Consider the following 24,742-nt stretch of genomic DNA (forward strand, 5'->3'; position numbering starts at 1 on the left):
AATTAGTACTTTTGATCCCGTCACTGCCCATCAGTGATCGGGTTTAGTCGCTCGGTATTCCAAGGTGCTCATTGCTCCATTCAGTCAGGTATCCCCACTCCTGCACTTGATGGTGGCTGTGCGCAGGGCGCCCTCGGGCGCGCCGGTTCCTTGGATCCCCGGTCGACTAACCTGCGTACAGCTGCCCCCCCCTCGTTTAGTCGCGAGTGAGTGGTGGCTCAATCTCAAGGATCCAAAAGCATGTTCAAGAACACTCCAAATCCCCCAACTTCAGACGATCACATCGCCCGCACCCAATCGGCCAAAGCCAAAAAACTCGACGAAGCCGCCACCCGCGCTCTGAACTACTACCTCAAGCCGCCAGCCGACAAAGAAACATCCGACACACTCGATACCCTTTACGTCATCGCTCCGAACATCGACGCCGAGTGCCTGCTCGCCAACCACAGCGAAACCCTGGCCTCGGCCAACGCCATGGTCAGTGATCTGGCATTCGACCTGGAGGGCTCGCGACGGCATATCGCGCTGGGGGTCCAGCAGATGATCGAACTGGGGCAGTTGCTGGCGAATCGGACGCTGGATGTGGTTGAGCCGAGGTAGGCATTCACGATGCAAGCCGAGACCTAAGAGAAGCCCGAGTAATCACTGTGGGAGCGAGCTTGCTCGCGATAGCGGTAGTCCAGTTACAACTAAGTTGTATTGGCAGCCGTCATCGCGAGCAGGCTCGCTCCCACAATTGGATCGGCGTACAGCCAGAGCACCAGGCCGGCTGTCAGACCGCCTTCGCGAGCAGGCTCGCTCCCTCAGGAGAAACGCGAACCCACCAAGAACCAGGTCGGCTATCAGGCCGCCTCGCGGTGGACGTTGATCTCGGCGCCCCATTAACCACGCTGGCTGAACGAAGGCATTGCGCAGTGGGCAACCCGGCATGGATGCCGGGTTAGCCGCGCTGGGCCATGGATGGCCCTTCGCGGCGGCCCACGGAGCAATGCCTTCGTTCAGGCATGCCGAGCCTAAGCGAGGCACCGAGTGGTGGGGCAGAAGCGCTTTGGTTACTTTCGCGCTTTTCGAAAGTGACCCGCCGTAAGGGCGGAACCATAAGCAGCCGTTACCGCAGCAACGGATATACATACGATCCCAACAACACTCATCCCTGGGTCCCCCCCGACCGCCCATGTTAACCTTGCGCCCATCGCGGAAAAGCCGGGCCAATGCCCCTCCTTTTGCCCCACACCTTTCAACGAGCCTCCCTGACACCCATGAATACAGCCGTAAACGACCTCTCCAGCCACACGCCGATGATGCAACAATACTGGCGCCTGAAGAATCAGCACCCCGATCAGCTGATGTTCTACCGCATGGGCGACTTCTACGAGATCTTCTACGAGGACGCGAAGAAAGCCGCCAAGCTATTGGACATCACCCTGACGGCGCGTGGGCAATCGGCGGGCATGGCGATTCCGATGTGTGGGATTCCTTACCACGCGGCGGAAGGTTACCTGGCCAAGCTGGTCAAGCTCGGCGAGTCGGTGGTGATCTGCGAGCAGGTCGGCGACCCGGCTACCAGTAAAGGACCGGTGGAACGCCAAGTCGTACGGATCATCACGCCGGGCACGGTCAGTGATGAAGCCTTGCTGGATGAACGCCGGGACAACCTGATCGCCGCCGTGCTGGGCGATGAGCGCCTGTTCGGCCTGGCGGTGCTGGACATCACCAGCGGCAATTTCTCGGTGCTGGAAATCAAGGGCTGGGAAAACCTGCTGGCGGAATTGGAGCGGGTCAATCCGGTGGAGTTGCTGATCCCGGATGACTGGCCCAAAGACCTGCCGGCGGAAAAACGCCGTGGCGTGCGGCGCCGGGCGCCGTGGGATTTTGAGCGCGACTCGGCGCTGAAAAGTCTCTGCCAGCAGTTCTCCACTCAGGACCTTAAAGGCTTCGGTTGCGAAAACCTGACCCTGGCCATTAGCGCTGCCGGCTGCCTGCTGGCTTACGCCAAGGAAACCCAGCGCACCGCCCTGCCCCACTTGCGCAGCCTGCGTCATGAGCGCCTGGATGACACCGTGGTGCTGGACGGCGCGAGCCGACGCAACCTGGAGCTGGACACCAACCTGGCCGGCGGGCGCGACAACACCCTGCAATCGGTGGTCGATCGCTGCCAGACCGCCATGGGCAGCCGTCTGCTGACCCGTTGGCTGAACCGTCCGCTGCGAGACCTGACGGTGCTGCTGGCGCGTCAGAGCTCTATTACCTGCCTGCTGGATCGTTATCGCTTCGAGCAGTTGCAACCGCAACTCAAGGAAATCGGGGACATCGAGCGGATCCTGGCGCGTATCGGCCTGCGCAACGCCCGCCCCCGTGACCTGGCGCGCCTGCGCGATGCCCTCGGCGCCCTGCCCGAGCTTCAGGTGGCGATGACCGACCTGGAAGCGCCGCACCTGCAACAACTGGCGCGCACCACCAGCACTTACCCGGAGCTGGCTGCGCTGCTGGAAAAGGCCATTATCGACAACCCGCCAGCGGTGATCCGTGACGGCGGTGTGCTGAAAACCGGCTACGACGCCGAACTCGACGAGTTGCAATCGCTGAGCGAGAACGCCGGGCAGTTCCTGATCGACCTCGAAGCCCGGGAAAAAGCCCGTACCGGCCTGGCCAATCTCAAGGTCGGTTACAACCGTATCCACGGTTACTTCATCGAATTGCCGAGCAAACAGGCCGAACAGGCGCCAGCTGACTACATTCGTCGCCAGACGCTCAAAGGCGCCGAGCGTTTCATCACCCCGGAACTCAAGGCGTTCGAAGACAAGGCGTTGTCGGCCAAGAGCCGCGCCCTGGCCCGGGAAAAGATGCTTTATGAGGCGCTGCTCGAAGACTTGATCAGCCAACTGCCGCCGCTGCAGGACACCGCCGGCGCCTTGGCGGAGCTGGACGTGCTGAGCAACCTGGCCGAACGCGCGCTGAACCTGGACCTCAACTGCCCGCGGTTTGTCAGCGAGCCGTGCATGCGCATCACCCAGGGTCGTCACCCGGTGGTTGAGCAGGTATTGACCACGCCGTTCGTGGCCAACGACCTGAGCCTGGATGACAACACCCGCATGCTGGTGATCACCGGTCCGAACATGGGCGGTAAATCCACCTACATGCGTCAGACCGCCTTGATCGTGCTGCTGGCCCACATTGGCAGTTTCGTACCGGCAGCCAGTTGCGAATTGTCCTTGGTGGACCGGATCTTTACCCGCATCGGTTCCAGCGATGACCTGGCCGGCGGGCGTTCGACCTTCATGGTGGAAATGAGCGAAACCGCGAACATCCTGCACAACGCCACCGAACGCAGCCTGGTGCTGATGGACGAGGTCGGACGCGGCACCAGCACCTTCGACGGCCTCTCCCTGGCTTGGGCAGCGGCCGAACGGCTGGCGCACCTGCGGGCGTACACGCTGTTTGCCACCCACTATTTCGAACTCACCGTACTGCCGGAAAGCCAGCCACTGGTGGCTAACGTGCATCTCAATGCCACCGAGCACAACGAGCGCATCGTATTCCTGCACCATGTGCTGCCCGGCCCGGCCAGCCAGAGCTACGGCCTGGCGGTGGCGCAACTGGCCGGCGTCCCCAGCGAAGTGATCAGCCGTGCGCGCGAGCATCTGAGCCGTCTGGAAACCACCAGCCTGCCCCACGAAACACCGCGCCCGAGCAAAGGCAAACCGGCGGCTCCGCAGCAGAGCGACCTGTTCGCCAGCCTGCCGCATCCGGTGCTTGATGAACTGGCCAAAGTGGATCTGGACGACCTGACGCCACGTCGGGCACTTGAATTGCTTTATTCATTGAAGACACGGATCTAACGCACTGGCGTTCAAGCTGGTAGAATCTCGCGCGGTTTGGGATGCTGCGGACTATTAGCCTGGTCCGCAGACTATCGCTCCCGAACCTGGCGAGCCCACCGTGAAGGGGTTCCGCTGCCGCCGCCTGAGGAGAGAATTAGAAATGACCTTCGTCGTCACCGACAACTGCATCAAGTGCAAGTACACCGACTGCGTAGAAGTCTGTCCGGTGGACTGCTTTTACGAAGGGCCGAACTTCCTGGTCATTCACCCGGACGAGTGCATCGATTGCGCCCTGTGTGAACCGGAATGCCCGGCGACTGCCATCTTCTCGGAAGACGAAGTGCCGGCCGGCATGGAGAACTTCATCGAGCTGAACGCCGAACTGGCGGACATCTGGCCAAATATCACCGAAAAGAAAGACAAGCTGCCAGAAGCCGATGAGTGGGATGGCAAGCCAGACAAGCTCAAAGAACTCGAACGCTGATATCACCCCTGCGCTCGTTGAAAAAGGCCCCTTGCGGGCCTTTTTGTTTTCTCGGATTCAATAAATCGCAGGCAAAAAAAAGGGGCGGTTTGACCCGCCCACATTTTTTCCCTAATCCCTTTGATCCTTTTCATCGTCCTGATGAATCGCATCCTGCGATGTCCTTCCTTCCCCATCGTCCGTGACAGGTGTGTCTGTCCGTCGACACAGGACTGATATTAGTATTTTCCCCAGCGAGTGCAATTGGCCAAACGCCGTCGCCGTGCCTCGTCACAGGACTGAAATACATAAAAATATAGCTATATATCAACAACATACGAAAAATACGACGGCCTTTATAGTCGTCTATCCCTTCGACGGGAAACCAAACGCTTACGCAACACTAGGCAAAAGCTTACACGCCAAGCCGGCAAACAGAGTAAGCGCTGCAACAGCCGCCAAAGAAACGAAAAAGCCCCGAACCAGTCGGGGCTTTTCTTATTACGCGTGCGTTCCCGTTATTGGAACAACGACTCGCTCGACAGGCCGTTCTTCTCCAGGATCTCCCGAAGACGTTTGAGGCCTTCGACCTGAATCTGCCTGACCCGCTCACGGGTCAGCCCAATTTCCAGGCCCACATCTTCAAGGGTGCTGCTTTCATGACCGCGCAAGCCGAAGCGGCGAATCACCACTTCCCGTTGCTTGTCCGTGAGCTCCGAGAGCCACTGGTCGATGCTCTGGGACAAGTCATCGTCCTGGAGCAGTTCGCACGGGTCGGTAGGTCGGTCATCGGTGAGCGTGTCCAGCAGGGTCTTATCCGAGTCCGGCCCCAGCGAGACATCAACCGAAGAAACCCGCTCGTTGAGCCCAAGCATGCGCTTGACCTCGCCCACCGGTTTCTCCAGCAGGTTGGCGATCTCTTCGGGTGAGGGTTCGTGGTCGAGCTTTTGGGTGAGTTCACGGGCAGCCCGCAGGTAGACGTTCAGCTCCTTGACCACATGGATCGGCAACCGGATGGTCCGGGTCTGATTCATGATCGCCCGCTCGATGGTCTGGCGAATCCACCAAGTCGCGTAGGTCGAGAAACGGAAGCCTCGCTCGGGGTCGAATTTCTCGACAGCGCGAATCAGCCCCAGGTTACCCTCTTCGATCAGGTCCAGCAGCGATAGGCCACGATTGACGTAGCGTCGGGCGATTTTCACCACCAGGCGCAGGTTGCTTTCAATCATGCGTTTTCGCCCGGCCGGGTCGCCACTTTGCGACAGACGCGCAAAATGAACTTCTTCCTCGGGGGAGAGCAGCGGCGAGAAGCCGATTTCGTTGAGGTACAGCTGAGTGGCGTCCAGCGCCCGTGTGTAGTCGATGTACTTATGTTGTTTAAGCGAAGCGGAGTGTCTGGATTTGGCACGAACGGAAGGTGGAGTCGCCCCTTCATCATTCGACATCGAATCCATAGCGATGCCGGTCTCCATAAGGAGAACCTCATCGTCGATGTCAAACTCCGGCACTTCTTTACTGAGAGCCATTGTTATAGTCCTTTGGTGAGTTCGACCTCAAGCTCAAGCGACGCCTTTATCCTTGGCAACGCTGGAGCCTGTTCCCTCTACGTGACGGAACAGGCTGACAATCAAATCAACGACGTGGCAGGAATTGCAGCGGATCGACTGGCTTACCTTGTCGGCGAATCTCAAAATGCAGTTTCACCCGGTCCGTTCCCGTTGATCCCATTTCGGCAATTTTTTGCCCGACCTTGACCTGCTGCCCCTCCCGAACCAACAGCCTGCGGTTGTGACCGTAGGCACTGACGTAGGTATCGCTGTGTTTGATGATCACGAGTTCGCCGTAGCCCCTTAAACCACTCCCGGCGTACACAACCGTGCCATCAGACGCGGCTAAAACAGGCTGTCCCAAATCCCCGGCGATATCAATTCCTTTATTCAAACTACCGTTTGAAGAGAATTTTCCAATAAGAACGCCATTAGAAGGCCATCCCCAGCCGCTCGGGCTGGGGCCTGGCGCGGGGGTAGGAGCAGGTGTCGGTTTGCTCGCGACGGACGGTACTGTTGCCGTTGCGGCACCGACCGGACGTTGAATCACCGTGGTTCTACTCGACGACGAAGCCGTCGAACCGGACTGAGTCACCACCGCGGTAGGCGTTGAACCACTGCGCCCATCAAAGCGAATTCTCTGACCCGGATGAATCGTATAAGGCGCAGGAATGTTGTTTCGCGCTGCGAGGGCTTTGTAGTCCCAGCCATAGCGAAAAGCGATGGAAAACAGCGTATCACCGCGACGGACTACATACTGACCGGTCGTTACTGTAGGACGTTGAGGCGTTGCGTTGGTGCGATCGACAACCCGGACGTTACCCGACGGGGTACTGGAGCAACCGACCAGCAAGGTACTCAAGACAAGGCCAGTCACCAGGCGCTGAAAGCTCGTGATACCCATACGCTGCGCAATGACTGTGAGACTCACCCGCCGCTCCCTTTGTGGTGGTTGAAAAATTGGAAACTGCCTGTGCAGGCAACGGTATTACAAATACAGCTGGCCGCAACCCCACCTCTATTAATGAAGCGCGAGGCGCTGCCGCACACGTTTGCTCGACGCCGTTGCAATCCGTTTAACCAATCAACGGTTAATTGATCAGCGCCGGTGTAAGACACAACCCACGCCACGGAATTCAGCGTCTGTTTATAAATGCTCAGGCCAATGGCCCGTTAAGCAACGGAACGAACCGAACCGCCCCCAGCACGTGGCGAGAAAAACCCTGTTCTTCGCGCACGATCAGCATCAACTGCTGGACTTCACCAGCCCCCACCGGAATCACCAGCCGGCCGCCGGGAGCCAGTTGATCCAGCAAGGCCTGGGGCACATCAGTGGCAACGGCGGTCACGATGATGCCGTTATAAGGTGCCAGGGCCGGCCAGCCTTCCCAGCCATCACCCCAGCGAAACACCACATTGCGCAGGTTCAGTTCCACCAGGCGTTCCTTGGCGCGATCCTGCAGCACCTTGATCCGCTCCACGGAAAATACCCGCTCCACCAGCTGCGACAACACCGCCGTCTGGTAACCCGAACCGGTGCCAATCTCCAGCACCTTGTCCAGCGGCCCCGCCTCCAGCAGCAACTCGCTCATGCGGGCCACCATATAAGGCTGGGAAATGGTCTGGTTGTGGCCGATCGGCAATGCGGTGTCTTCGTAGGCGCGATGGGCCAAGGCTTCATCGACGAACAAATGCCGTGGGGTGCGGCGAATCACTTCCAGCACCTGGGCGTTGGAAAGGCCTTCTTCATAGAGCCGTTGAATCAGGCGCTCCCGGGTACGCTGGGAGGTCATGCCGATTCCGCGGCGCAGTATATCGTCTTGCTCGCGAGCCATCAGCGCAGCCCCTCCAGCCAGCCATCGAGCGTTCGAAAAGCATCGTTGAAGGTCCGATCCAGCTGCAACGGCGTTATCGAGACATAGCCTTGCATCACTGCATGAAAATCGGTGCCCGGCCCGCCATCCTCGGCATCACCGGCGGCGGCGATCCAGTAACCGGCCTTGCCCCGGGGATCGACCACCTGCATGGGTTTGGCCGCGCGGGCACGATGACCCAGGCGAGTGAGCTGGATGCCTCGGATGTGATCCAGTGGCAGGTTCGGAATATTCACGTTCAGCACCGTGCGCGGTGGCAGGTCCAGCTCGCCATGGGCCTCGACCAACTTGCGAGCGAAGTAGGCGGCAGTAGGCAGATTATCGACTTGCCGCGAAACAAACGAAAAGGCAAACGACGGATGCCCGAGGAAACGGCCCTCAAGGGCGGCGGCCACGGTGCCGGAGTAAAGCACGTCATCCCCCAGGTTGGCCCCCAGGTTGATGCCCGAAACCACCATGTCCGGCTCGCGCTCCAGCAAGCCGTTGAGGCCCAGGTGCACGCAGTCGGTGGGGGTGCCGTTGAGGCTGATGAAACCATTATCCAGATAGCACGGGTGCAATGGTCGGTCGAGCGTCAGCGAACTGCTGGCGCCGCTTTTGTCCTGGTCCGGGGCGATGACCACGCATTCGGCAAAATCCGCCAGCGCAGCATAAAGCGCGGCAAGGCCGGGTGCTGTCACCCCGTCGTCGTTAGAAATCAGAATACGCATGGGCTGTCCGTCTGCCCCACCGGCACCAGATCGACGAGTTCGCGCACCAAGACAGTGGCGAAACATCCGGCCGGCAGGACGAATTCCAGTTGCAGAATGTCAGGCGAGGGATAATGCCACGACAGGCCGCCAATGGGCAGTCGCAGGATGCGACGTTCGTGACTCATTCCCGCGTTTATCAACCAGTCGCGCAGATCGGCCTCCGCCTCGGCGATGGCCTGCTCCAGATCATGGACCGCGCCGGCGGCAGGCGAAGGTCCCTCGCCCCACTGCGGCCCGGTGGGGTGCAGGTCGAGAATCGCCAGGCGTGGGTCACTGCACTCGGCCTCGCCGGCGGGGAAAAAACTGCGGCTGTCAGTGAAGGCCAGCAAGTCGCCCACCTGCGCGTGCTGCCAGGTGCCATCGGCCACCCGAGCCGCCAACACCCGGTTGAACAGAAAACTGCGGGCGGTGGACAACAGCCGCGAACGCACATTGCGCTGTTCCGGCAAAGCCTTGCGCGCCGCCCAGGCGCGGGCATCGACGAGGTTACCGCCGTCATGCCCGAAGCGCTGGGCGCCGAAATAATTGGGAATGCCCAGACGGGCGATCTGTTGCAGACGCGCATCGATCGCCGCTGGATCGCCCTTGAACTGGGTCAGGCGCAAAGTAAAGCCATTGGCCGAGTGCGCGCCGCGTTGCAGCTTGCGTTTATGGCGACCGGTCTTGAGGATCTTCAGCGTTTCGTTTTCGGCCGCCGACAGGTCCGGGTCGGCCTTGCCCGGCAACTGGACGCTGAACCACTGGCGGGTCAGCGCCTGGCGGTCCTTGAGACCGGCATAACTGACGGTGCGCAACGATACGCCAGCGGCCTTGGCAATTCGCCGGGCTGCTTCTTCAGTGTTCAAACCGCGTTTTTCAACCCAGATCCATAAGTGCTCGCCTTCGCCCGTGAGCGGGATGTCGAGCACTTCGTCGACCTGAAAATCTTCAGCAGTGGCCTTGAGTACTGCGCTGCCCAACGACTCGCCGTAGGCACGGGGGCCTAATAGTTCCAGTTCGGTCATGGGCGCAGCAACAAGGCAACGCTATGAACGGCAATGCCTTCTTCGCGACCGACGAAACCAAGTTTCTCGGTGGTGGTGGCTTTCACGTTGACCTGGTCCAGCTCAACTTGCAGGTCCTCGGCAATCAACCGACGCATCGTTTCGATGTGTGGCGCCATTTTTGGCGCCTGGGCGACGATGGTGTTATCGACATTGCCGACTTTCCAGCCCTTGGCGTGGATCAGCGAGACCACATGGCGCAGCAGCACCCGGCTGTCGGCGCCCTTGAACTGCGGGTCGGTGTCGGGGAAATGTTTGCCAATATCCCCCAGCGCGGCCGCGCCAAGCAAGGCGTCGCTCAAGGCGTGCAGCAGGACGTCACCGTCAGAATGCGCGAGCAGCCCGAAGCTGTGTGCAATACGCACGCCGCCCAGAGTAATGAAGTCGCCTTCAGCGAAACGGTGAACATCGTAGCCGTGGCCAATACGCATAAAAAAACGCCCCGATTTTTGTCAGGGCGTGATTCTACCTGCATTCAGCGTGGGGAGCGCCCTCAATTAGCTCCCTCGCCAAGGGGAAACAGACTAAGAGCCCCCTAAAGCGTGGGCATGATGTTGCAAGTGATCCTCAATGAAGCTGGCGATGAAGAAGTAGCTGTGGTCGTAGCCCGGTTGCAGGCGCAACTCCAACGGATGACCGGCAGCCTTGGCCGCTTGCTGCAAGGCTTCGGGCTTGAGCTGGTTGGCCAGGAAATCATCGCGATCGCCCTGATCCACCAGCAACGGCAGCTTTTCGCCAGCTTCGGCGATCAATGCACAGGCATCCCACTCACGCCACTTCGAGCGGTCTTCCCCCAGATAACGAGAAAACGCCTTCTGGCCCCACGGGCAATCCATCGGATTGTTGATCGGCGAAAATGCCGACACCGAGCGGTAACGCCCCGGGTTACGCAAAGCGCAGACCAGCGCGCCGTGGCCCCCCATGGAGTGACCACTGATGCCGCGCTTATCCGAGGCCGGGAAATGCGCTTCGACCAAGGCCGGCAATTCCTGCACCACGTAGTCATGCATCCGATAGTGCCGCGCCCACGGTTCCTGCGTGGCGTTCAGATAAAACCCCGCACCCAGGCCAAAGTCCCAGGCACCGTCCGGATCGCCCGGCACGTCGGCGCCGCGCGGGCTGGTGTCCGGCGCGACAATAATCAGGCCCAGTTCGGCAGCCATGCGCTGGGCGCCGGCCTTTTGCATGAAGTTCTCGTCGGTGCAGGTCAACCCGGACAACCAATACACCACAGGCAACTTGCCGCCCTGCTCGGCCTGGGGCGGCAGGTACACGGCAAACACCATGTCACAACCAAGCACTTCGGAACGATGCCGGTAACGCTTGTGCCAGCCGCCGAAGCTTTTCTGGCAGGAAATGTTTTCAAGGTTCATTGGCATTTCAGCTGCAAGCGACAAGCTTCAAGCGGCAAGTGGCGGTGTACCGACTTGCAGCTTGTGGCTTGAAGCTCATGGCTGCTCCTTAGAAATTAATAACGGTACGGATGCTCTTGCCTTCATGCATCAGGTCGAACGCCTTGTTGATATCTTCCAGGCCCATGGTGTGGGTGATGAAGGTATCCAGCGGAATCTCGCCCTTCTCGGCCATTTCCACGTAGCTTGGCAATTCGCTGCGCCCGCGCACGCCGCCAAACGCCGAACCGCGCCAGACGCGCCCGGTCACCAACTGGAATGGACGGGTGGCGATTTCCTGGCCGGCCCCGGCCACACCGATGATCACCGACTCGCCCCAGCCCTTGTGGCAGCATTCCAATGCGGCGCGCATCAACTGCACATTGCCGATGCACTCGAAGGAAAAGTCCACGCCGCCGTCCGTCATGTCGACGATGACTTCCTGGATCGGACGGTCGAAATCCTTCGGGTTGACGCAATCGGTGGCACCCAGTTGCTTGGCGATTTCGAACTTGGCCGGGTTGATGTCGATGGCAATGATGCGCGATGCCTTGGCTTTCACCGCACCAATCACCGCCGACAGGCCAATGCCGCCCAGGCCGAAGATCGCCACGGTGTCACCCGGCTTGACCTTGGCGGTGTTGAGGACCGCGCCGATACCGGTGGTGACGCCGCACCCCAGCAGGCAGACTTTTTCCAGCGGCGCTTCTTTGGGGATTTTCGCCACGGAAATTTCTGGCAATACGGTGTATTCGGAGAACGTCGAGGTCCCCATGTAGTGGAAAATCGTCTCACCCTTGTAGGAAAAGCGCGAGGTGCCATCTGGCATCAGGCCTTTGCCTTGGGTGGCGCGAATCGCCTGACACAGGTTGGTCTTGCCCGACTTACAGAATTTGCACTGCCCGCATTCCGGCGTGTACAGCGGAATGACGTGATCGCCCACGGCCACCGACGTCACGCCTTCGCCGATAGCTTCGACGATGGCGCCACCTTCATGGCCGAGGATCGACGGGAAGATCCCTTCCGGATCAGCGCCCGACAAGGTGTAGGCATCGGTGTGGCAGACACCCGAGGCCACCACGCGCAGCAACACTTCGCCCGCCTTGGGCATGGCGACGTCGACTTCAACGATTTCCAGGGGTTTCTTGGCCTCGAAGGCAACGGCCGCGCGTGACTTGATCATGGGGAGTCTCCAGCAAATAAAAACAAGACAGGGAGTGTAATCCCTCACCGGACGATGAATAATCCAACCAAAAGCAAAACATTATTGCTGCACAGGGATAATCATTCATGTCCGATAACCGCTGGGAGGGCATTGACGAATTCGTCGCCGTGGCCGAATGCAGCCAATTCACCGCCGCCGCCGAACGCCTGGGCGTTTCGTCTTCCCACATCAGTCGACAAATCGTACGGCTTGAAGAGCGTCTGCAGACACGACTGCTGTATCGCAGTACCCGCAGGGTCACTCTGACCGAGGCCGGCCAGACGTTCTTGCAGCATTGCCAGCGCCTGCAGGACGGACGCGAAGAAGCACTGCGGGCGGTGGGCGACCTCACCAGCGAACCCAAGGGCATGTTGCGCATGACCTGTGCCGTGGCCTACGGCGAGCGGTTCATTGTGCCGCTGGTGACACGGTTCATGACGCTTTATCCGCAATTGCGGGTGGACATCGAACTGAGCAACCGCCCCCTCGATCTGGTTCACGAAGGCCTGGACCTGGCGATTCGCCTGGGCCGTTTGCAGGACTCACGCCTGGTTGCCACGCGACTGGCGCCACGGCGCATGTACCTGTGCGCATCGGCGTCCTACCTGGAGCGCTACGGTCGGCCCCATAGCTTGTCGGAATTGAGCCGCCACAATTGCCTGATCGGCAGCTCCGACCTCTGGCAACTGGAGCAGAACGGGCGGGAATTTTCCCAACGAGTGCAGGGAAACTGGCGTTGTAACAGCGGGCAGGCGGTGCTGGATGCGGCTTTGCAAGGGGTGGGATTGTGTCAGTTGCCGGATTATTACGTGTTGGAGCATTTGCACAGCGGGGCGTTGATATCGCTGTTAGAGGCTCACCAGCCGCCGAATACAGCGGTGTGGGCGTTGTATCCGCAGCAACGGCATTTGTCGCCGAAGGTGCGCAAGTTGGTGGATTACTTGAAGGAGGGGTTGGCGCAGCGGCCGGAGTATCGGGGGTAACACTGGTTTTTATGTTATCTGAGCGATTGCTATCGCGAGCAGGCTCGCTCCCACACTGGATCTTCAGCGGCTACAAATTTTGTGTACAGCCAAAGTGCCTTGTGGGAGCGAGCCTGCTCGCGATGGCGATTCCACTTAATGGCGATTCGCCCAACGCTGGCGCAACCACTCCAGATCTTCAGGGCGTGTGACCTTGAGGTTATCGGCCCGCCCTTCGATCAGGCGTGGCGCTTGACCTGCCCATTCCATGGCGGACGCTTCGTCGGTAATCATGGCATCGGCCACCAGGCTGTCAGCCAGGGCCCGGTGCAGGGCTCCGAGACGAAACATTTGCGGTGTATAGGCTTGCCAGATGACGCTGCGGTCAACGGTTTCCACTACACGGCCGTGCTTGTCGACTCGCTTGAGGGTGTCACGCGCCGGCACAGCCAGGAGGCCGCCGACCGGATCATTCGCCAGTTCCCTGAGCAATGTGTCCAGATCGTCCCGGGCCAGGTTGGGCCGGGCGGCGTCGTGCACCAAGACCCAGTCGTGATCATCGGCACCCTGTCCGTGAAGATGCAGCAAGGCATTGAGCACCGAATCCGAACGTTGTTCGCCACCGTCCACGCGCTGGATGCGTGTATCGCTGGCACAGGCCAGGGTCGGCCAATAAGGGTCATCGTGTGCAATACTGACCACCACGCCTTTTACGGTCGGATGATCGAGGAAACAGCCAAGGCTGTGTTCGAGAATTGTGCGTCCGCCCAGTTGCAGGTATTGCTTGGGACGGTCCGCAGCCATACGGGCTCCAACGCCCGCGGCAGGAATCACGGCCCAGAAGGCCGGCAAACGGATACTCATTGGGCCAACTGGTAGAGGGTTTCGCCCTCTTTAACCATGCCCAGTTCATGGCGAGCCCGCTCTTCAACGGTCTCCATGCCTTTTTTCAGTTCACTGACTTCGGCGTCCATCACCCGGTTACGCTCCAGCAACGCCTCGTTTTCGGCATGCTGTTCGGCAATCTGCTGAGTCAGGTCCGCCACTTGCGCCAGGCTGCCATTACCCACCCAAAGGCGGTACTGCAGGCCAGCCAGCAACAGGAGCAAGACAAGAAACAACCAATTGGGACTGCGCATCGAATCTCAGGTTTCCAGTGAAAAAGACAGCCATGCCACACTTTGAAGCGTCTGATAGCACGAAGCCTGGAAAAACCAGGCTTGTGCTTGATAAGGCATCAGATTAGAGGCAAAACCGCCGCTATTGCGACTTTTTTGACATCATCCGGTGTCTTTTTACCATCTACCGCTTAACCGCGAAACTCGGCACGACCGTTGTACTTGGCCTTGCCGTTCAACTGCTCTTCAATACGCAGCAGTTGGTTGTACTTGGAGACGCGATCGGAACGGCACAGCGAACCGGTCTTGATCTGGCCTGCCGCAGTGCCCACGGCCAGGTCGGCAATGGTCGAATCTTCGGTTTCGCCGGAGCGGTGGGAGATCACGGCAGTGTAGCCGGCGGCCTTGGCCATCTGGATGGCTTCCAGGGTTTCGGTCAGGGTGCCGATCTGGTTGAACTTGATCAGGATCGAGTTGGCGATCTTCTTGTCGATGCCTTCTTTCAGGATCTTGGTGTTGGTTACGAACAGGTCGTCGCCTACCAGCTGGGTTTTTTCGCCGATCTTGTCGGTGAGGATTTTCCAGCCGGCCCAGTCGGACTCGTCCAGGCCATCTTCGATGGAGATGATCGGGTAGCGCTCGGTCAGGCCCTTGAGGTAGTCGGCAAAACCTTCGGCGGTGAATACCTGGCCTTCACCGGACAGGTTGTACTTGCCGTCTTCGAAGAACTCACTGGCCGCGCAGTCCAGGGCCAGGGTCACGTCGGTGCCCAGCTTGTAACCTGCGTTGGCCACGGCTTCGGAGATCACTCTCAGCGCGTCTTCGTTGGACGCCAGGTTCGGTGCGAAACCGCCTTCGTCGCCAACGGCAGTGCTCAGGCCACGGGCCTTCAGCACAGCCTTGAGGTGATGGAAAATCTCGGTGCCCATGCGCAGGCCTTCGGAGAAGGACTTGGCGCCCACTGGCTGGACCATGAATTCCTGGATGTCGACGTTGTTATCGGCGTGCTCGCCACCGTTGATGATGTTCATCATCGGCACCGGCATCGAGTAGACACCCGGGGTACCGTTGAGGTTGGCGATGTGTGCGTACAGCGGCAGGTCCTGGTCCTGGGCGGCAGCCTTGGCAGCGGCCAGGGACACGGCGAGGATCGCGTTGGCGCCCAGGGTGGCTTTGTTTTCGGTACCGTCGAGCTTGATCATCGCGTGATCGAGGGCTTTCTGGTCGGCAGGATCCTTGCCCAGCAACAGGTCACGGATCGGACCATTGATGTTGGCGACGGCTTTGAGCACGCCCTTGCCCAGGTAACGACTCTTGTCGCCATCACGCAGCTCCAGCGCTTCGCGCGAGCCAGTGGAAGCACCGGACGGCGCGCAGGCGCTGCCGATGATACCGTTGTCGAGAAGCACGTCCGCTTCAACAGTGGGGTTGCCACGGGAGTCGAGAACTTCACGACCTTTGATGTCGACGATTTTTGCCATTGTTGTAAACACTCCAAAGTTGACGAAACGCTGTAACAGTAAGGCTTGCCGACGACGGTCCCGAAGGACGTCATCGCTGGCAAGCCATGCTCCCACAAAAGCAGTGCGGCCAGCGGGCCAGAGCGATAATCGAGCGGTACTTTACCGGAGAAAACCGCGTTACGCGGTTTCTATCGTCGGAAAACTCTTGACCAGTTCGTCCAACGCCTTGAGCTGAGACAAGAAGGGTTCCAGCTTGTTCAAGCGCAAGGCACAAGGGCCGTCACACTTGGCATTGTCCGGGTCCGGGTGGGCCTCGAGGAACAGACCTGCCAGGGACTGGCTCATGCCGGCCTTGGCCAGGTCGGTGACCTGGGCGCGCCGCCCCCCTGCGGAATCGGAACGACCACCGGGCATTTGCAGCGCGTGGGTCACGTCGAAGAACACCGGGTATTCGAACTGCTTCATGATGCCGAAGCCAAGCATGTCCACCACCAGGTTGTTGTAGCCGAAGCTCGAACCACGCTCGCAGAGGATCAACTGGTCATTGCCGGCCTCTTCGCATTTGCTCAGGATGTGTTTCATCTCCTGGGGCGCGAGAAACTGGGCTTTCTTGATGTTGATCACCGCACCGGTCTTGGCCATCGCGACCACCAGGTCGGTCTGGCGCGACAGGAAGGCCGGCAACTGAATGATGTCGCAGACCTCGGCGACCACCGCGGCCTGCTCAGGCTCGTGGACGTCGGTGATGATCGGCACGCCGAAGGCTTGTTTGATGTCCTGGAAGATGCGCATGCCCTCTTCCAGGCCCGGGCCACGGTAAGAGGTCACGGACGAGCGATTGGCCTTGTCGAAACTGGCCTTGAAGACATAAGGGATGCCCAGCTTCTGGGCGACCTTCACGTACTCCTCGCAGACCTGCATCGCCATGTCACGGCTTTCCAGTACGTTCATGCCGCCGAACAGCACCATGGGCTTGTCGTTGGCAATCTCGATGTCGCCGACGCGAATGATCTTCTGGGCCATCGTTTTATGCCTTCTTCTGGTGTTGAGCCAATGCGGCTTTCACGAAACCACTGAACAGCGGGTGGCCGTCCCGTGGCGTCGAGGTGAACTCGGGGTGAAACTGGCAAGCAACGAACCATGGATGATCCGGGGCTTCGACCACCTCCACCAGCGCGCCGTCACCGGAACGACCGGAGATTTTCAGGCCGGCCTCGATCAGTTGCGGCAGCAGGTTGTTGTTCACTTCGTAGCGATGGCGGTGACGCTCGACGATCACATCCTTGGCGTAGCAATCGTGCACCTTGGAGCCGGCTTCAAGCAGGCATTCCTGGGCACCGAGACGCATGGTGCCGCCCAGGTCGGAGGCTTCGGTGCGTACTTCCACAGCGCCGGTGGCATCTTCCCACTCGGTGATCAGGCCCACGACCGGGTGACCGCTGGCGCGATCGAATTCGGTGGAGTTGGCGTCCTTCCAGCCCATCACGTTACGGGCGAACTCAATGACCGCCACTTGCATGCCCAGGCAGATGCCCAGGTAAGGCACCTTGTTTTCGCGAGCGTATTGAACAGCGGTGATCTTGCCTTCCACGCCCCGCAGGCCAAAGCCGCCCGGCACGAGGATCGCATCGGCGCCTTCGAGCAGACCGGTGCCCTGGTTCTCGATGTCTTCAGAGTCGATATAGCGCAGGTTGACCTTGGTACGGTTGCTGATACCGGCGTGACTCATCGCCTCGATCAGCGACTTGTAGGCATCCAGCAGCTCCATGTACTTGCCGACCATGGCGATGGTGACTTCGTGTTCCGGGTTGAGCTTGGCATCGACCACCGCTTCCCATTCGGACAGGTCGGCGCTGGCGCACTGCAAGCCGAAACGCTCGACGACGAAATCGTCCAGGCCCTGGGAGTGCAGGATGCCCGGGATCTTGTAGATGGTGTCAGCGTCTTCCAGGCCGATCACCGCACGCTCTTCAACGTTGGTGAACTGGGCGATCTTGCGCCGCGAAGAAATATCGATCGGGTGGTCGGAGCGGCAGATCAGCACATCCGGCTGCAGGCCGATGGAGCGCAGTTCCTTGACCGAGTGCTGGGTGGGCTTGGTCTTGGTTTCGCCAGCGGTGGCGATGTACGGAACCAGGGTCAGGTGCATCAGCATCGCGCGCTTGGCGCCGATTTCGAAACGCAACTGGCGGATGGCTTCGAGGAACGGCTGGGACTCGATGTCACCCACAGTGCCGCCGATTTCGACCATCGCCACGTCGGCGTCGCCGGCACCCTTGATGATGCGGCGCTTGATTTCGTCGGTGATGTGCGGGATGACCTGGATGGTCGCCCCCAGGTAATCACCACGGCGCTCTTTGCGCAGCACGTGCTCGTAGACACGGCCGGTGGTGAAGTTGTTGTTCTGGGTCATGGTCGTGCGGATGAACCGCTCGTAGTGGCCCAGGTCCAGGTCGGTCTCGGCGCCGTCGTGGGTGACGAACACTTCACCGTGCTGGAACGGGCTCATGGTGCCCGGGTCGACGTTGATGTACGGGTCCAGCTTGAGCATGGTGACCTTAAGTCCCCGCGCCTCCAGGATGGCCGCCAATGAAGCCGAGGCAATGCCTTTCCCCAATGAAGAAACAACACCGCCCGTGACGAATATGTAGCGCGTCATGAAAAACCCTAGAAGTCTGCGTTAAAGCGGTCCGAGCCGCCGGGGAAAGCGAAGGAAGGCCGAAGCCCCCGATCACCTGCATTAATCACAGTGCACCTTTCAAAAAAACCGCCGCGTTGGGACAGACCGGAAGTGAAATCACCGGTACGTTGCTCGCTACACATTTTTTGGAATCGCCCAGCAAAGACTGCTTGGTAATCGGCAACTCCTGCAATTCAGGCGAATCCACAGAAGTTGTATCAAGAAGGGAGCGTAGTCTACCGGAAAGCCCCTTTCAGCTCAAACCCAGATCTTGGTTTCATGGCTGCCAGATCAGTTGCCAGTTGCCATCAATGCCGCTGTCGAGTCCTGGCAAGCCAGCCACTGCCAGCAATTGCTCGTCCCGATACAGCAGTGGCAATCGACCGCGCGCAAACGCCGGCACACCACTTTCGTTGAGCAAACGCTTGAGGTCCCGGTGGCCGCGGCCAGGCAACATCATGGCTTCACCTCCCTGACGATAGCGGACGCAGAGCGGTCCGTCGGGCATTTTACCGTCGAGGGCCACCGTGCCGTTGTCTGGCAGGGTCAATGCTTGAGCAGTCAGCGTCCATTCTACGGGGCCTGCGGCCGGTCGCAGCCAGCGGTCGGATAACCACCAGACGCGTCCGCCGGCGCGGTGCAGTTCACCACCGGCCAGCCGCCAGATCGGCCGGGCATCGTCCGCTGCATCGCGCAACGAGTCCCAGCCAGACCAATGATCGCTGTCGGGCAGCGTTGTCATCGAAACCAGCCAATGACTCAACGCATTACGCTGACGGGCCGGCGACAAGGCTCGCAACGGGGCCAACTCAAGCGACCGCAACCCAAGCCAGTCGAACGCGCAGGGCGTGATGGCTCGGTACAGATCGATTCGCGCCAAGTCATCCAGCAAGCCTTGCGCCTCACTCAGGTGCGCAGCGCTGCGAGCGAGGGTCGTCGAGGTCTGGGGCCACTGCTCGGTCAATACCGGGAAAATTCGCTGGCGCAGGAAATTGCGCGCGTACCGGTGATCGTCGTTGGAAGGGTCTTCGATCCAGTTCAAGCCCTGTTGCGTCGCGTAGGCTTCCAGCTCCGCCCGGGACACATCGAGCAAGGGTCGCAGCAAGTACCCCTGGCCCAGAGGACGCTGCCGAGGCATCGCCGACAAGCCCCTCACCCCTGCCCCGCGCAACAAACGAAACAACAGGGTTTCAGCCTGATCGTCGCGATGTTGACCGGTGAGCAGCACTTCATTGCTGTGGAGCAGCGCCACGAAGGCAGCATAGCGCGCCTCCCGGGCGGCACGCTCGACGCTGGCACCGGCCGGGACTTGCACGTTCACTACTTCCAGCGGCACCCCAAGGGCCTTGCAGACCGAGCGACAATGGTCCGGCCATGCATCGGCCACAGCCTGAAGGCCATGATGGACGTGGACAGCACGTAACGGTGGCAGGGCTTCATTTTTGGAGAGAGACGCGAGCAGGTGCAGCAGGACGGTGGAATCGAGGCCACCGGAGAAGGCGATGCGCCAGGTGACGGCGTTGCGCCAGGGGGATAGCTGTGTGAGGAGCCGGGTTGGCAGATCCGCGCTTGAGTTCATAGGAGTCAGCCTTGGCACAAACAACTGTGGGAGCGAACCTGCTCGCGATGGCGGTATATCAGTCAACTCATTTGTTGAATGTTAAACCGTATCGCGAGCAGGCTCGCTCCCACATGGGTATTGCGGTCGGATCAGAGACCGTAGCTCATCAGCCGCTCATAGCGACGGGCCAGCAGCGCCTCGTTGTCGAACTTCTTGAGCATCGACAGTTGCGAGCTCAGCTCGGCACGAATCAGCGCCGCAGCCGCGGCCGGATCACGATGAGCGCCGCCTACAGGCTCGCTGATCACTTTATCCACGATACCCAGGCCTTTGAGACGCTCAGCGGTGATGCCCATGGCTTCGGCGGCATCCGGCGCCTTCTCGGCGGTTTTCCACAGAATCGAGGCGCAGCCTTCCGGCGAGATCACCGCGTAGGTGGAGTATTGCAGCATGTTCAGTTGATCGCAGACACCAATGGCCAGCGCACCGCCGGAACCGCCTTCGCCGATCACCGTGGCGATGATCGGGGTTTTCAGTCGCGCCATTACGCGCAGGTTCCAGGCGATCGCTTCGCTCTGGTTGCGCTCTTCGGCGTCGATGCCCGGATAAGCGCCCGGCGTGTCGATGAAGGTCAGGATCGGCATCTTGAAGCGCTCGGCCATTTCCATCAGGCGGCAGGCCTTGCGGTAGCCTTCCGGACGCGGCATGCCGAAGTTGCGGCGCACCTTCTCGCGGACTTCGCGGCCTTTCTGATGGCCGATGACCATCACTGGCTGGTCGTCCAGACGGGCGACGCCCCCCACGATCGCGGCGTCGTCGGAGAAATGCCGATCGCCGTGCAGCTCATCGAACTCAGTGAAGATGTGCTCGATATAGTCCAGGGTGTAGGGACGACGCGGATGACGCGCCAGGCGGGCGATCTGCCAGCTGGTCAGCTTGCCAAAGATGTCTTCGGTCAGCGTGCGGCTTTTGTCCTGCAGACGAGAGATTTCATCGCCGATATTCAGCGAATTGTCATTACCGACCAAGCGCAACTCTTCGATCTTGGCTTGCAGGTCGGCGATCGGCTGTTCGAAATCTAGAAAATTCGGGTTCATAGGCGTCCGTCTTGGGTCGACGTCCAAGAGAGCTTGGGCCGGCCGGTTGTCTATTCGCGCCCTACCTTAAGGGAGAGGCGCGTTCAGGTCGAGATTAAAAATTCGGGTCGAGATCAGGGCCGCTCCAAGGTTCAGGAGTGGCACCTGGCCGTCAACGGTATTGGAGGAAGACGTTGTCTTTGCCAAACTGGTCACGCAAGGCTTGAATCAACGCATCCGCCGGATCGATCCGCCAGCCTTCGCCGAACTGCAGCACAGCCTTGGCGTCGGGGCGCACGTACTCCATGGTAATCGGGCAAGCACCGCGATGGCGCTTGAACAACTCCCCCAGCCAGCGTAGCTGATCGCCCTTGAGATCCTGGGTCTGCAATTTCAGGCGCAGGCTCTCGGCCAGGTTGGTCCGGGCATCTTCCATGCTCATCACCCGTTTGACCCGCAGCCGCAGGCCACCGGAAAAATCGTCGTTGCTGACTTCGCCTTCCACCACAACCATCGCGTCAGTCTGCAACAGCGACTGGGCCGAATGGAACGCATCGGCAAACAACGACGCCTCGATGCGCCCGGAGCGGTCGTCGAGGGTGATAAAGCCCATCTTGTCGCCCTTTTTGTTTTTCATTACCCGCAGGGCAATGATCATACCGGCGACGGTCTGCGTGTCACGCGCCGGCTTCAGATCAATGATGCGCTGGCGGGCGAACCGGCGGATCTCGCCTTCGTACTCGTCGATCGGGTGACCCGTGAGGTACAGGCCCAAGGTGTCTTTCTCACCCTTGAGACGCTCCTTGAGCGTCAGCTCCTTGGCCTTGCGGTGATTACCGTAGACATCGGCATCTTCCTCGACAAACAACCCGCCAAACAGGTCGGCGTGACCACTGTCATGGGTCCGGGCGGTCTGCTCGGCGGCCTTGATCGCTTCTTCCATGGCCGCCAGCAGCACCGCGCGGTTGCGGTCGATGTTGGCCTGGTAGGCCTTGGGTTCATCCTGGAAGTACGGGCCCAGACGGTCCAATGCACCGCTGCGGATCAAACCGTCGAGGGTACGTTTGTTGATGCGTTTGAGATCGACCCGGGCGCAAAAATCGAACAGGTCCTTGAACGGTCCGTCCTGACGGGCTTCGGTGATGGCTTCCACCGGTCCTTCACCCACGCCCTTGATCGCCCCCAGTCCATAAATGATGCGGCCTTCGTCGTTCACCGTGAACTTGAACTCCGAAGCGTTCACGTCCGGCGCGTCGAGGCGCAACTTCATGGTCCGCACTTCTTCGATCAAGGTCACGACCTTGTCGGTGTTGTGCATATCCGCCGACAGTACCGCGGCCATGAATGGCGCCGGGTAGTGGGCCTTCAGCCACGCGGTCTGGTACGACACCAGACCATAGGCGGCCGAGTGGGATTTGTTGAAGCCGTAACCGGCGAATTTTTCCACCAGGTCGAAGATGTTACCGGCCAGGTCCGCATCAATGCCGTTGTTCGCACAACCCTCAATGAAACCGCCGCGCTGCTTGGCCATTTCCTCGGGCTTTTTCTTACCCATCGCCCGACGCAGCATGTCCGCGCCGCCGAGGGTGTAACCGGCCATCACCTGGGCAATCTGCATCACCTGTTCCTGGTACAGGATGATGCCGTAGGTCGGCGCCAGTACCGGCTTGAGGCCGTCGTACTGATAATCCGGGTGCGGGTACGCCAGCTCGGCGCGCCCGTGCTTACGGTTGATAAAGTCATCCACCATGCCCGATTGCAGCGGGCCCGGACGGAACAGGGCCACCAGTGCGATCAGGTCTTCGAGGCAGTCGGGCTTGAGCTTTTTGATCAGCTCCTTCATACCCCGGGATTCAAGCTGGAACACCGCCGTGGTTTCGGCTTTTTGCAACAGGCTGTAGGTCGGCTTGTCATCCAGCGGAATAAACGCGATGTCCAGCGGCGCATCGCCGACCTTGGCCCGATCACGGTTGATGGTTTTCAGCGCCCAGTCGATGATCGTCAGGGTCCGCAGGCCAAGGAAGTCGAACTTCACCAGGCCCGCCGCCTCGACGTCATCCTTGTCGAACTGGGTTACCAGGCCGTCGCCCTCTTCATCGCAATAGATCGGCGAGAAGTCAGTCAGCTTGGTCGGCGCGATCACCACGCCCCCGGCGTGCTTGCCGACGTTACGCACCACGCCTTCAAGCTTGCGGGCCATCTCCCAGATTTCCGCGGCTTCTTCATCGACCTTGATGAAGTCCCGAAGGATTTCTTCCTGCTCGTAGGCTTTTTCCAGGGTCATGCCGACTTCGAACGGGATCATCTTCGACAGACGATCCGCCAAACCGTAGGACTTGCCCTGCACCCGCGCCACGTCACGCACCACAGCCTTGGCGGCCATGGAACCGAAGGTGATGATCTGGCTCACCGCGTTGCGGCCGTACTTCTCGGCCACGTAATCGATCACCCGGTCGCGACCGTCCATGCAGAAGTCGACGTCGAAGTCGGGCATGGACACCCGTTCCGGGTTGAGGAAACGTTCGAACAGCAGGTCATATTCCAGCGGGTCGAGGTCGGTGATCTTCTGCACGTAAGCCACCAGGGAGCCTGCACCCGACCCCCGGCCTGGCCCCACCGGCACGCCGTTGCTCTTGGCCCATTGGATGAAGTCCATCACGATCAGGAAGTAACCGGGGAAGCCCATCTGGATGATGATATCCAGCTCGAAATTCAACCGGTCGACATAGACCTGGCGCTTGGCTTCGTAATCTTCGGTGGTGTCCTTGGGCAAGAGAACGCTGAGGCGCTCGTCCAGGCCATCGAAGGATACCTTGCGGAAATACTCGTCGATGGTCATGCCATCGGGGATCGGGAAGTTGGGCAGGAAGTGCTTGCCCAGCTTCACTTCGATGTTGCAGCGCTTGGCAATCTCGACGGTGTTTTCCAGCGCTTCCGGCAGGTCGCTGAACAACTCGGCCATTTCCTCGGCGCTTTTGAGGTATTGCTGATCGCTGTAGTTTTTCGGACGACGCGGATCATCGAGCGCCCGGCCTTCACCGATACAGACGCGGGTTTCGTGAGCTTCGAAATCTTCCTGCTTGATGAAGCGCACGTCGTTGGTCGCCACCAGCGGCGCGCCGATCTTGTCGGCCAGGGCCACGGCGGCATGCAGGTGTTCTTCGTCGTTGGGGCGATTGGTGCGTTGCACTTCAATGTAGAAGCGGTCCGGGAACACCGCCATCCAATCGCGGGCCAGCACTTCGGCTTCTTCTGGATTGCCACTGAGCAGGGCCAGGCCGATTTCACCTTCCTTGGCCGCCGACAGCATGATCAAACCTTCATTGGCCTCAGCTACCCATTCGCGCTCGATGATGATCGAGCCGTTGCGCTGGCCATCGATAAAACCGCGGGAGATCAACTCGGTGAGGTTGCGGTAACCCACGGCGTTCATCACCAGCAGGCTGATGCGGCTCAGCGGCGCGTCCGGGTCTTTGTTCGACAGCCACAGGTCGGCCCCGCAGATCGGCTTGATCCCGGCGCCCATGGCATTTTTGTAGAACTTGACCAGCGAACACATGTTGTTCTGGTCGGTGACCGCCACAGCAGGCATGTTCATGCCCACCAGGGTCTTGACCAGTGGCTTGATCCGCACCAGGCCATCGACCAGGGAGTATTCAGTGTGCAGGCGTAGATGAACGAATGAAGCCGGCATAGTGATCCTGCGTTAAGTCATGAAAACAACAAGGCCCGGATTGTACCGAGCCTTGGGTAAAACATCAGCATGATTGCCTTGCCACAAAAGCCT

Annotated in this window: 20 protein-coding genes; 4 read left to right on the forward strand and 16 right to left on the reverse strand. The window is 60.0% G+C overall.

What is annotated here, in order from left to right; genetic code table 11:
• Nucleotides 1–240: 240 nt before the first annotated feature.
• From PSEUDOMOFG3G_RS20985 to fdxA, 3 genes are all read left to right on the forward strand, one after another.
• Nucleotides 241–600: a DUF6124 family protein gene (locus PSEUDOMOFG3G_RS20985; RefSeq protein ID WP_139051045.1), complete on the forward strand. Its 360-nt coding sequence runs from the start codon at nucleotides 241–243 to the stop codon at nucleotides 598–600.
• A 659-nt stretch (nucleotides 601–1,259) separates the two neighbouring features.
• Nucleotides 1,260–3,839, forward strand: coding sequence for a DNA mismatch repair protein MutS (mutS, locus tag PSEUDOMOFG3G_RS20990; protein ID WP_139051046.1), 2,580 nt, complete (start codon nucleotides 1,260–1,262; stop codon nucleotides 3,837–3,839).
• 142 nt (nucleotides 3,840–3,981) lie between these two features.
• Nucleotides 3,982–4,305, forward strand: coding sequence for a ferredoxin FdxA (gene fdxA, locus PSEUDOMOFG3G_RS20995; protein WP_047227589.1), 324 nt, complete (start codon nucleotides 3,982–3,984; stop codon nucleotides 4,303–4,305).
• Nucleotides 4,306–4,802: 497 nt separating this feature from the next.
• Here fdxA and rpoS read toward each other — a convergent pair whose 3' ends face one another.
• The 8 genes from rpoS to PSEUDOMOFG3G_RS21035 all read right to left on the reverse strand — a co-directional run bounded on the left by rpoS (nucleotide 4,803) and on the right by PSEUDOMOFG3G_RS21035 (nucleotide 12,074).
• Nucleotides 4,803–5,810 carry an RNA polymerase sigma factor RpoS gene (gene rpoS / locus PSEUDOMOFG3G_RS21000; RefSeq protein ID WP_047227588.1) on the reverse strand — a complete coding sequence of 336 codons (1,008 nt, stop codon included), beginning with the start codon at nucleotides 5,808–5,810 and terminating at the stop codon, nucleotides 4,803–4,805.
• 106 nt (nucleotides 5,811–5,916) lie between these two features.
• Nucleotides 5,917–6,762, reverse strand: a complete 846-nt coding sequence (locus PSEUDOMOFG3G_RS21005) for a peptidoglycan DD-metalloendopeptidase family protein (RefSeq protein WP_047227587.1) — start codon at nucleotides 6,760–6,762, stop codon at nucleotides 5,917–5,919.
• 226 nt (nucleotides 6,763–6,988) lie between these two features.
• Complete coding sequence (locus tag PSEUDOMOFG3G_RS21010) at nucleotides 6,989–7,624, reverse strand: protein-L-isoaspartate(D-aspartate) O-methyltransferase (RefSeq protein WP_171061419.1); 636 nt, start codon at nucleotides 7,622–7,624, stop codon at nucleotides 6,989–6,991.
• 41 nt (nucleotides 7,625–7,665) lie between these two features.
• Nucleotides 7,666–8,415, reverse strand: coding sequence for a 5'/3'-nucleotidase SurE (surE, locus tag PSEUDOMOFG3G_RS21015; RefSeq protein WP_047227585.1), 750 nt, complete (start codon nucleotides 8,413–8,415; stop codon nucleotides 7,666–7,668).
• The gene (gene truD / locus PSEUDOMOFG3G_RS21020; protein ID WP_047227584.1) at nucleotides 8,403–9,461 is read right to left on the reverse strand and encodes a tRNA pseudouridine(13) synthase TruD; all 1,059 of its coding nucleotides are present in this window, start codon (nucleotides 9,459–9,461) and stop codon (nucleotides 8,403–8,405) included. Before truD ends, surE begins: the two co-directional genes overlap by 13 nt.
• A complete protein-coding gene (gene ispF / locus PSEUDOMOFG3G_RS21025) occupies nucleotides 9,458–9,931 on the reverse strand; it encodes a 2-C-methyl-D-erythritol 2,4-cyclodiphosphate synthase (protein ID WP_076386175.1) in 474 nt (157 codons plus the stop codon). Before ispF ends, truD begins: the two co-directional genes overlap by 4 nt.
• Nucleotides 9,932–10,024: 93 nt before the next feature.
• Nucleotides 10,025–10,879, reverse strand: coding sequence for an S-formylglutathione hydrolase (fghA, locus tag PSEUDOMOFG3G_RS21030; protein WP_171061420.1), 855 nt, complete (start codon nucleotides 10,877–10,879; stop codon nucleotides 10,025–10,027).
• Between the two features lie 82 nt (nucleotides 10,880–10,961).
• A complete protein-coding gene (locus PSEUDOMOFG3G_RS21035; RefSeq protein ID WP_139051048.1) occupies nucleotides 10,962–12,074 on the reverse strand; it encodes an S-(hydroxymethyl)glutathione dehydrogenase/class III alcohol dehydrogenase in 1,113 nt (370 codons plus the stop codon).
• A gap of 107 nt (nucleotides 12,075–12,181) precedes the next feature.
• Here PSEUDOMOFG3G_RS21035 and PSEUDOMOFG3G_RS21040 point away from each other — a divergent pair, with 107 nt between their 5' ends.
• On the forward strand, nucleotides 12,182–13,078 hold the full coding sequence (locus tag PSEUDOMOFG3G_RS21040; RefSeq protein ID WP_047227581.1) for a LysR substrate-binding domain-containing protein: 897 nt from the start codon (nucleotides 12,182–12,184) through the stop codon (nucleotides 13,076–13,078).
• Between the two features lie 135 nt (nucleotides 13,079–13,213).
• Here the strand turns inward: PSEUDOMOFG3G_RS21040 and ispD are convergent, their stop codons facing one another.
• The 8 genes from ispD to dnaE all read right to left on the reverse strand — a co-directional run bounded on the left by ispD (nucleotide 13,214) and on the right by dnaE (nucleotide 24,649).
• Entirely contained in the window at nucleotides 13,214–13,921 is a 708-nt protein-coding gene (gene ispD / locus PSEUDOMOFG3G_RS21045) for a 2-C-methyl-D-erythritol 4-phosphate cytidylyltransferase (RefSeq protein WP_139051049.1), read from the reverse strand.
• Nucleotides 13,918–14,196: a cell division protein FtsB gene (ftsB, locus tag PSEUDOMOFG3G_RS21050; protein ID WP_047227579.1), complete on the reverse strand. Its 279-nt coding sequence runs from the start codon at nucleotides 14,194–14,196 to the stop codon at nucleotides 13,918–13,920. The genes ispD and ftsB overlap by 4 nt, the downstream gene beginning before the upstream one ends.
• 170 nt (nucleotides 14,197–14,366) lie before the next feature.
• Nucleotides 14,367–15,656, reverse strand: a complete 1,290-nt coding sequence (gene eno / locus PSEUDOMOFG3G_RS21055; protein WP_139051050.1) for a phosphopyruvate hydratase — start codon at nucleotides 15,654–15,656, stop codon at nucleotides 14,367–14,369.
• 159 nt (nucleotides 15,657–15,815) lie between these two features.
• A complete protein-coding gene (kdsA, locus tag PSEUDOMOFG3G_RS21060; protein WP_139051051.1) occupies nucleotides 15,816–16,661 on the reverse strand; it encodes a 3-deoxy-8-phosphooctulonate synthase in 846 nt (281 codons plus the stop codon).
• Nucleotides 16,662–16,665: 4 nt separating this feature from the next.
• Nucleotides 16,666–18,297 (reverse strand): CTP synthase, encoded by a 1,632-nt coding sequence (locus tag PSEUDOMOFG3G_RS21065; RefSeq protein WP_047227576.1) that lies wholly within the window; start codon nucleotides 18,295–18,297, stop codon nucleotides 16,666–16,668.
• A 298-nt stretch (nucleotides 18,298–18,595) separates the two neighbouring features.
• On the reverse strand, nucleotides 18,596–19,897 hold the full coding sequence (tilS, locus tag PSEUDOMOFG3G_RS21070) for a tRNA lysidine(34) synthetase TilS (protein WP_139051052.1): 1,302 nt from the start codon (nucleotides 19,895–19,897) through the stop codon (nucleotides 18,596–18,598).
• A gap of 131 nt (nucleotides 19,898–20,028) precedes the next feature.
• Complete coding sequence (locus tag PSEUDOMOFG3G_RS21075; protein WP_047227574.1) at nucleotides 20,029–20,976, reverse strand: acetyl-CoA carboxylase carboxyltransferase subunit alpha; 948 nt, start codon at nucleotides 20,974–20,976, stop codon at nucleotides 20,029–20,031.
• A 151-nt stretch (nucleotides 20,977–21,127) separates the two neighbouring features.
• A complete protein-coding gene (dnaE, locus tag PSEUDOMOFG3G_RS21080; protein ID WP_139051053.1) occupies nucleotides 21,128–24,649 on the reverse strand; it encodes a DNA polymerase III subunit alpha in 3,522 nt (1,173 codons plus the stop codon).
• Nucleotides 24,650–24,742 lie beyond the last annotated feature (93 nt).

The organism is Pseudomonas sp. FG-3G (genome assembly GCF_901007645.1).
Lineage (GTDB): Bacteria > Pseudomonadota > Gammaproteobacteria > Pseudomonadales > Pseudomonadaceae > Aquipseudomonas > Aquipseudomonas rhizophila.

Excerpts from the sequence above, each read along its gene's own strand:
- PSEUDOMOFG3G_RS20985 (WP_139051045.1), top strand. The coding sequence starts at position 241 with ATGTTCAAGAACACTCCAAATCCCCCAACTTCAGACGATCACATCGCC.
- mutS (WP_139051046.1), top strand. The coding sequence starts at position 1,260 with ATGAATACAGCCGTAAACGACCTCTCCAGCCACACGCCGATGATGCAA.
- fdxA (WP_047227589.1), top strand. The coding sequence starts at position 3,982 with ATGACCTTCGTCGTCACCGACAACTGCATCAAGTGCAAGTACACCGAC.
- rpoS (WP_047227588.1), bottom strand. The coding sequence starts at position 5,810 with ATGGCTCTCAGTAAAGAAGTGCCGGAGTTTGACATCGACGATGAGGTT.
- PSEUDOMOFG3G_RS21010 (WP_171061419.1), bottom strand. The coding sequence starts at position 7,624 with ATGACCTCCCAGCGTACCCGGGAGCGCCTGATTCAACGGCTCTATGAA.
- surE (WP_047227585.1), bottom strand. The coding sequence starts at position 8,415 with ATGCGTATTCTGATTTCTAACGACGACGGGGTGACAGCACCCGGCCTT.
- truD (WP_047227584.1), bottom strand. The coding sequence starts at position 9,461 with ATGACCGAACTGGAACTATTAGGCCCCCGTGCCTACGGCGAGTCGTTG.
- ispF (WP_076386175.1), bottom strand. The coding sequence starts at position 9,931 with ATGCGTATTGGCCACGGCTACGATGTTCACCGTTTCGCTGAAGGCGAC.
- fghA (WP_171061420.1), bottom strand. The coding sequence starts at position 10,879 with ATGCCAATGAACCTTGAAAACATTTCCTGCCAGAAAAGCTTCGGCGGC.
- PSEUDOMOFG3G_RS21035 (WP_139051048.1), bottom strand. The coding sequence starts at position 12,074 with ATGATCAAGTCACGCGCGGCCGTTGCCTTCGAGGCCAAGAAACCCCTG.
- PSEUDOMOFG3G_RS21040 (WP_047227581.1), top strand. The coding sequence starts at position 12,182 with ATGTCCGATAACCGCTGGGAGGGCATTGACGAATTCGTCGCCGTGGCC.
- ispD (WP_139051049.1), bottom strand. The coding sequence starts at position 13,921 with ATGAGTATCCGTTTGCCGGCCTTCTGGGCCGTGATTCCTGCCGCGGGC.
- ftsB (WP_047227579.1), bottom strand. The coding sequence starts at position 14,196 with ATGCGCAGTCCCAATTGGTTGTTTCTTGTCTTGCTCCTGTTGCTGGCT.
- eno (WP_139051050.1), bottom strand. The coding sequence starts at position 15,656 with ATGGCAAAAATCGTCGACATCAAAGGTCGTGAAGTTCTCGACTCCCGT.
- kdsA (WP_139051051.1), bottom strand. The coding sequence starts at position 16,661 with ATGGCCCAGAAGATCATTCGCGTCGGCGACATCGAGATTGCCAACGAC.
- PSEUDOMOFG3G_RS21065 (WP_047227576.1), bottom strand. The coding sequence starts at position 18,297 with ATGACGCGCTACATATTCGTCACGGGCGGTGTTGTTTCTTCATTGGGG.
- tilS (WP_139051052.1), bottom strand. The coding sequence starts at position 19,897 with ATGAACTCAAGCGCGGATCTGCCAACCCGGCTCCTCACACAGCTATCC.
- PSEUDOMOFG3G_RS21075 (WP_047227574.1), bottom strand. The coding sequence starts at position 20,976 with ATGAACCCGAATTTTCTAGATTTCGAACAGCCGATCGCCGACCTGCAA.
- dnaE (WP_139051053.1), bottom strand. The coding sequence starts at position 24,649 with ATGCCGGCTTCATTCGTTCATCTACGCCTGCACACTGAATACTCCCTG.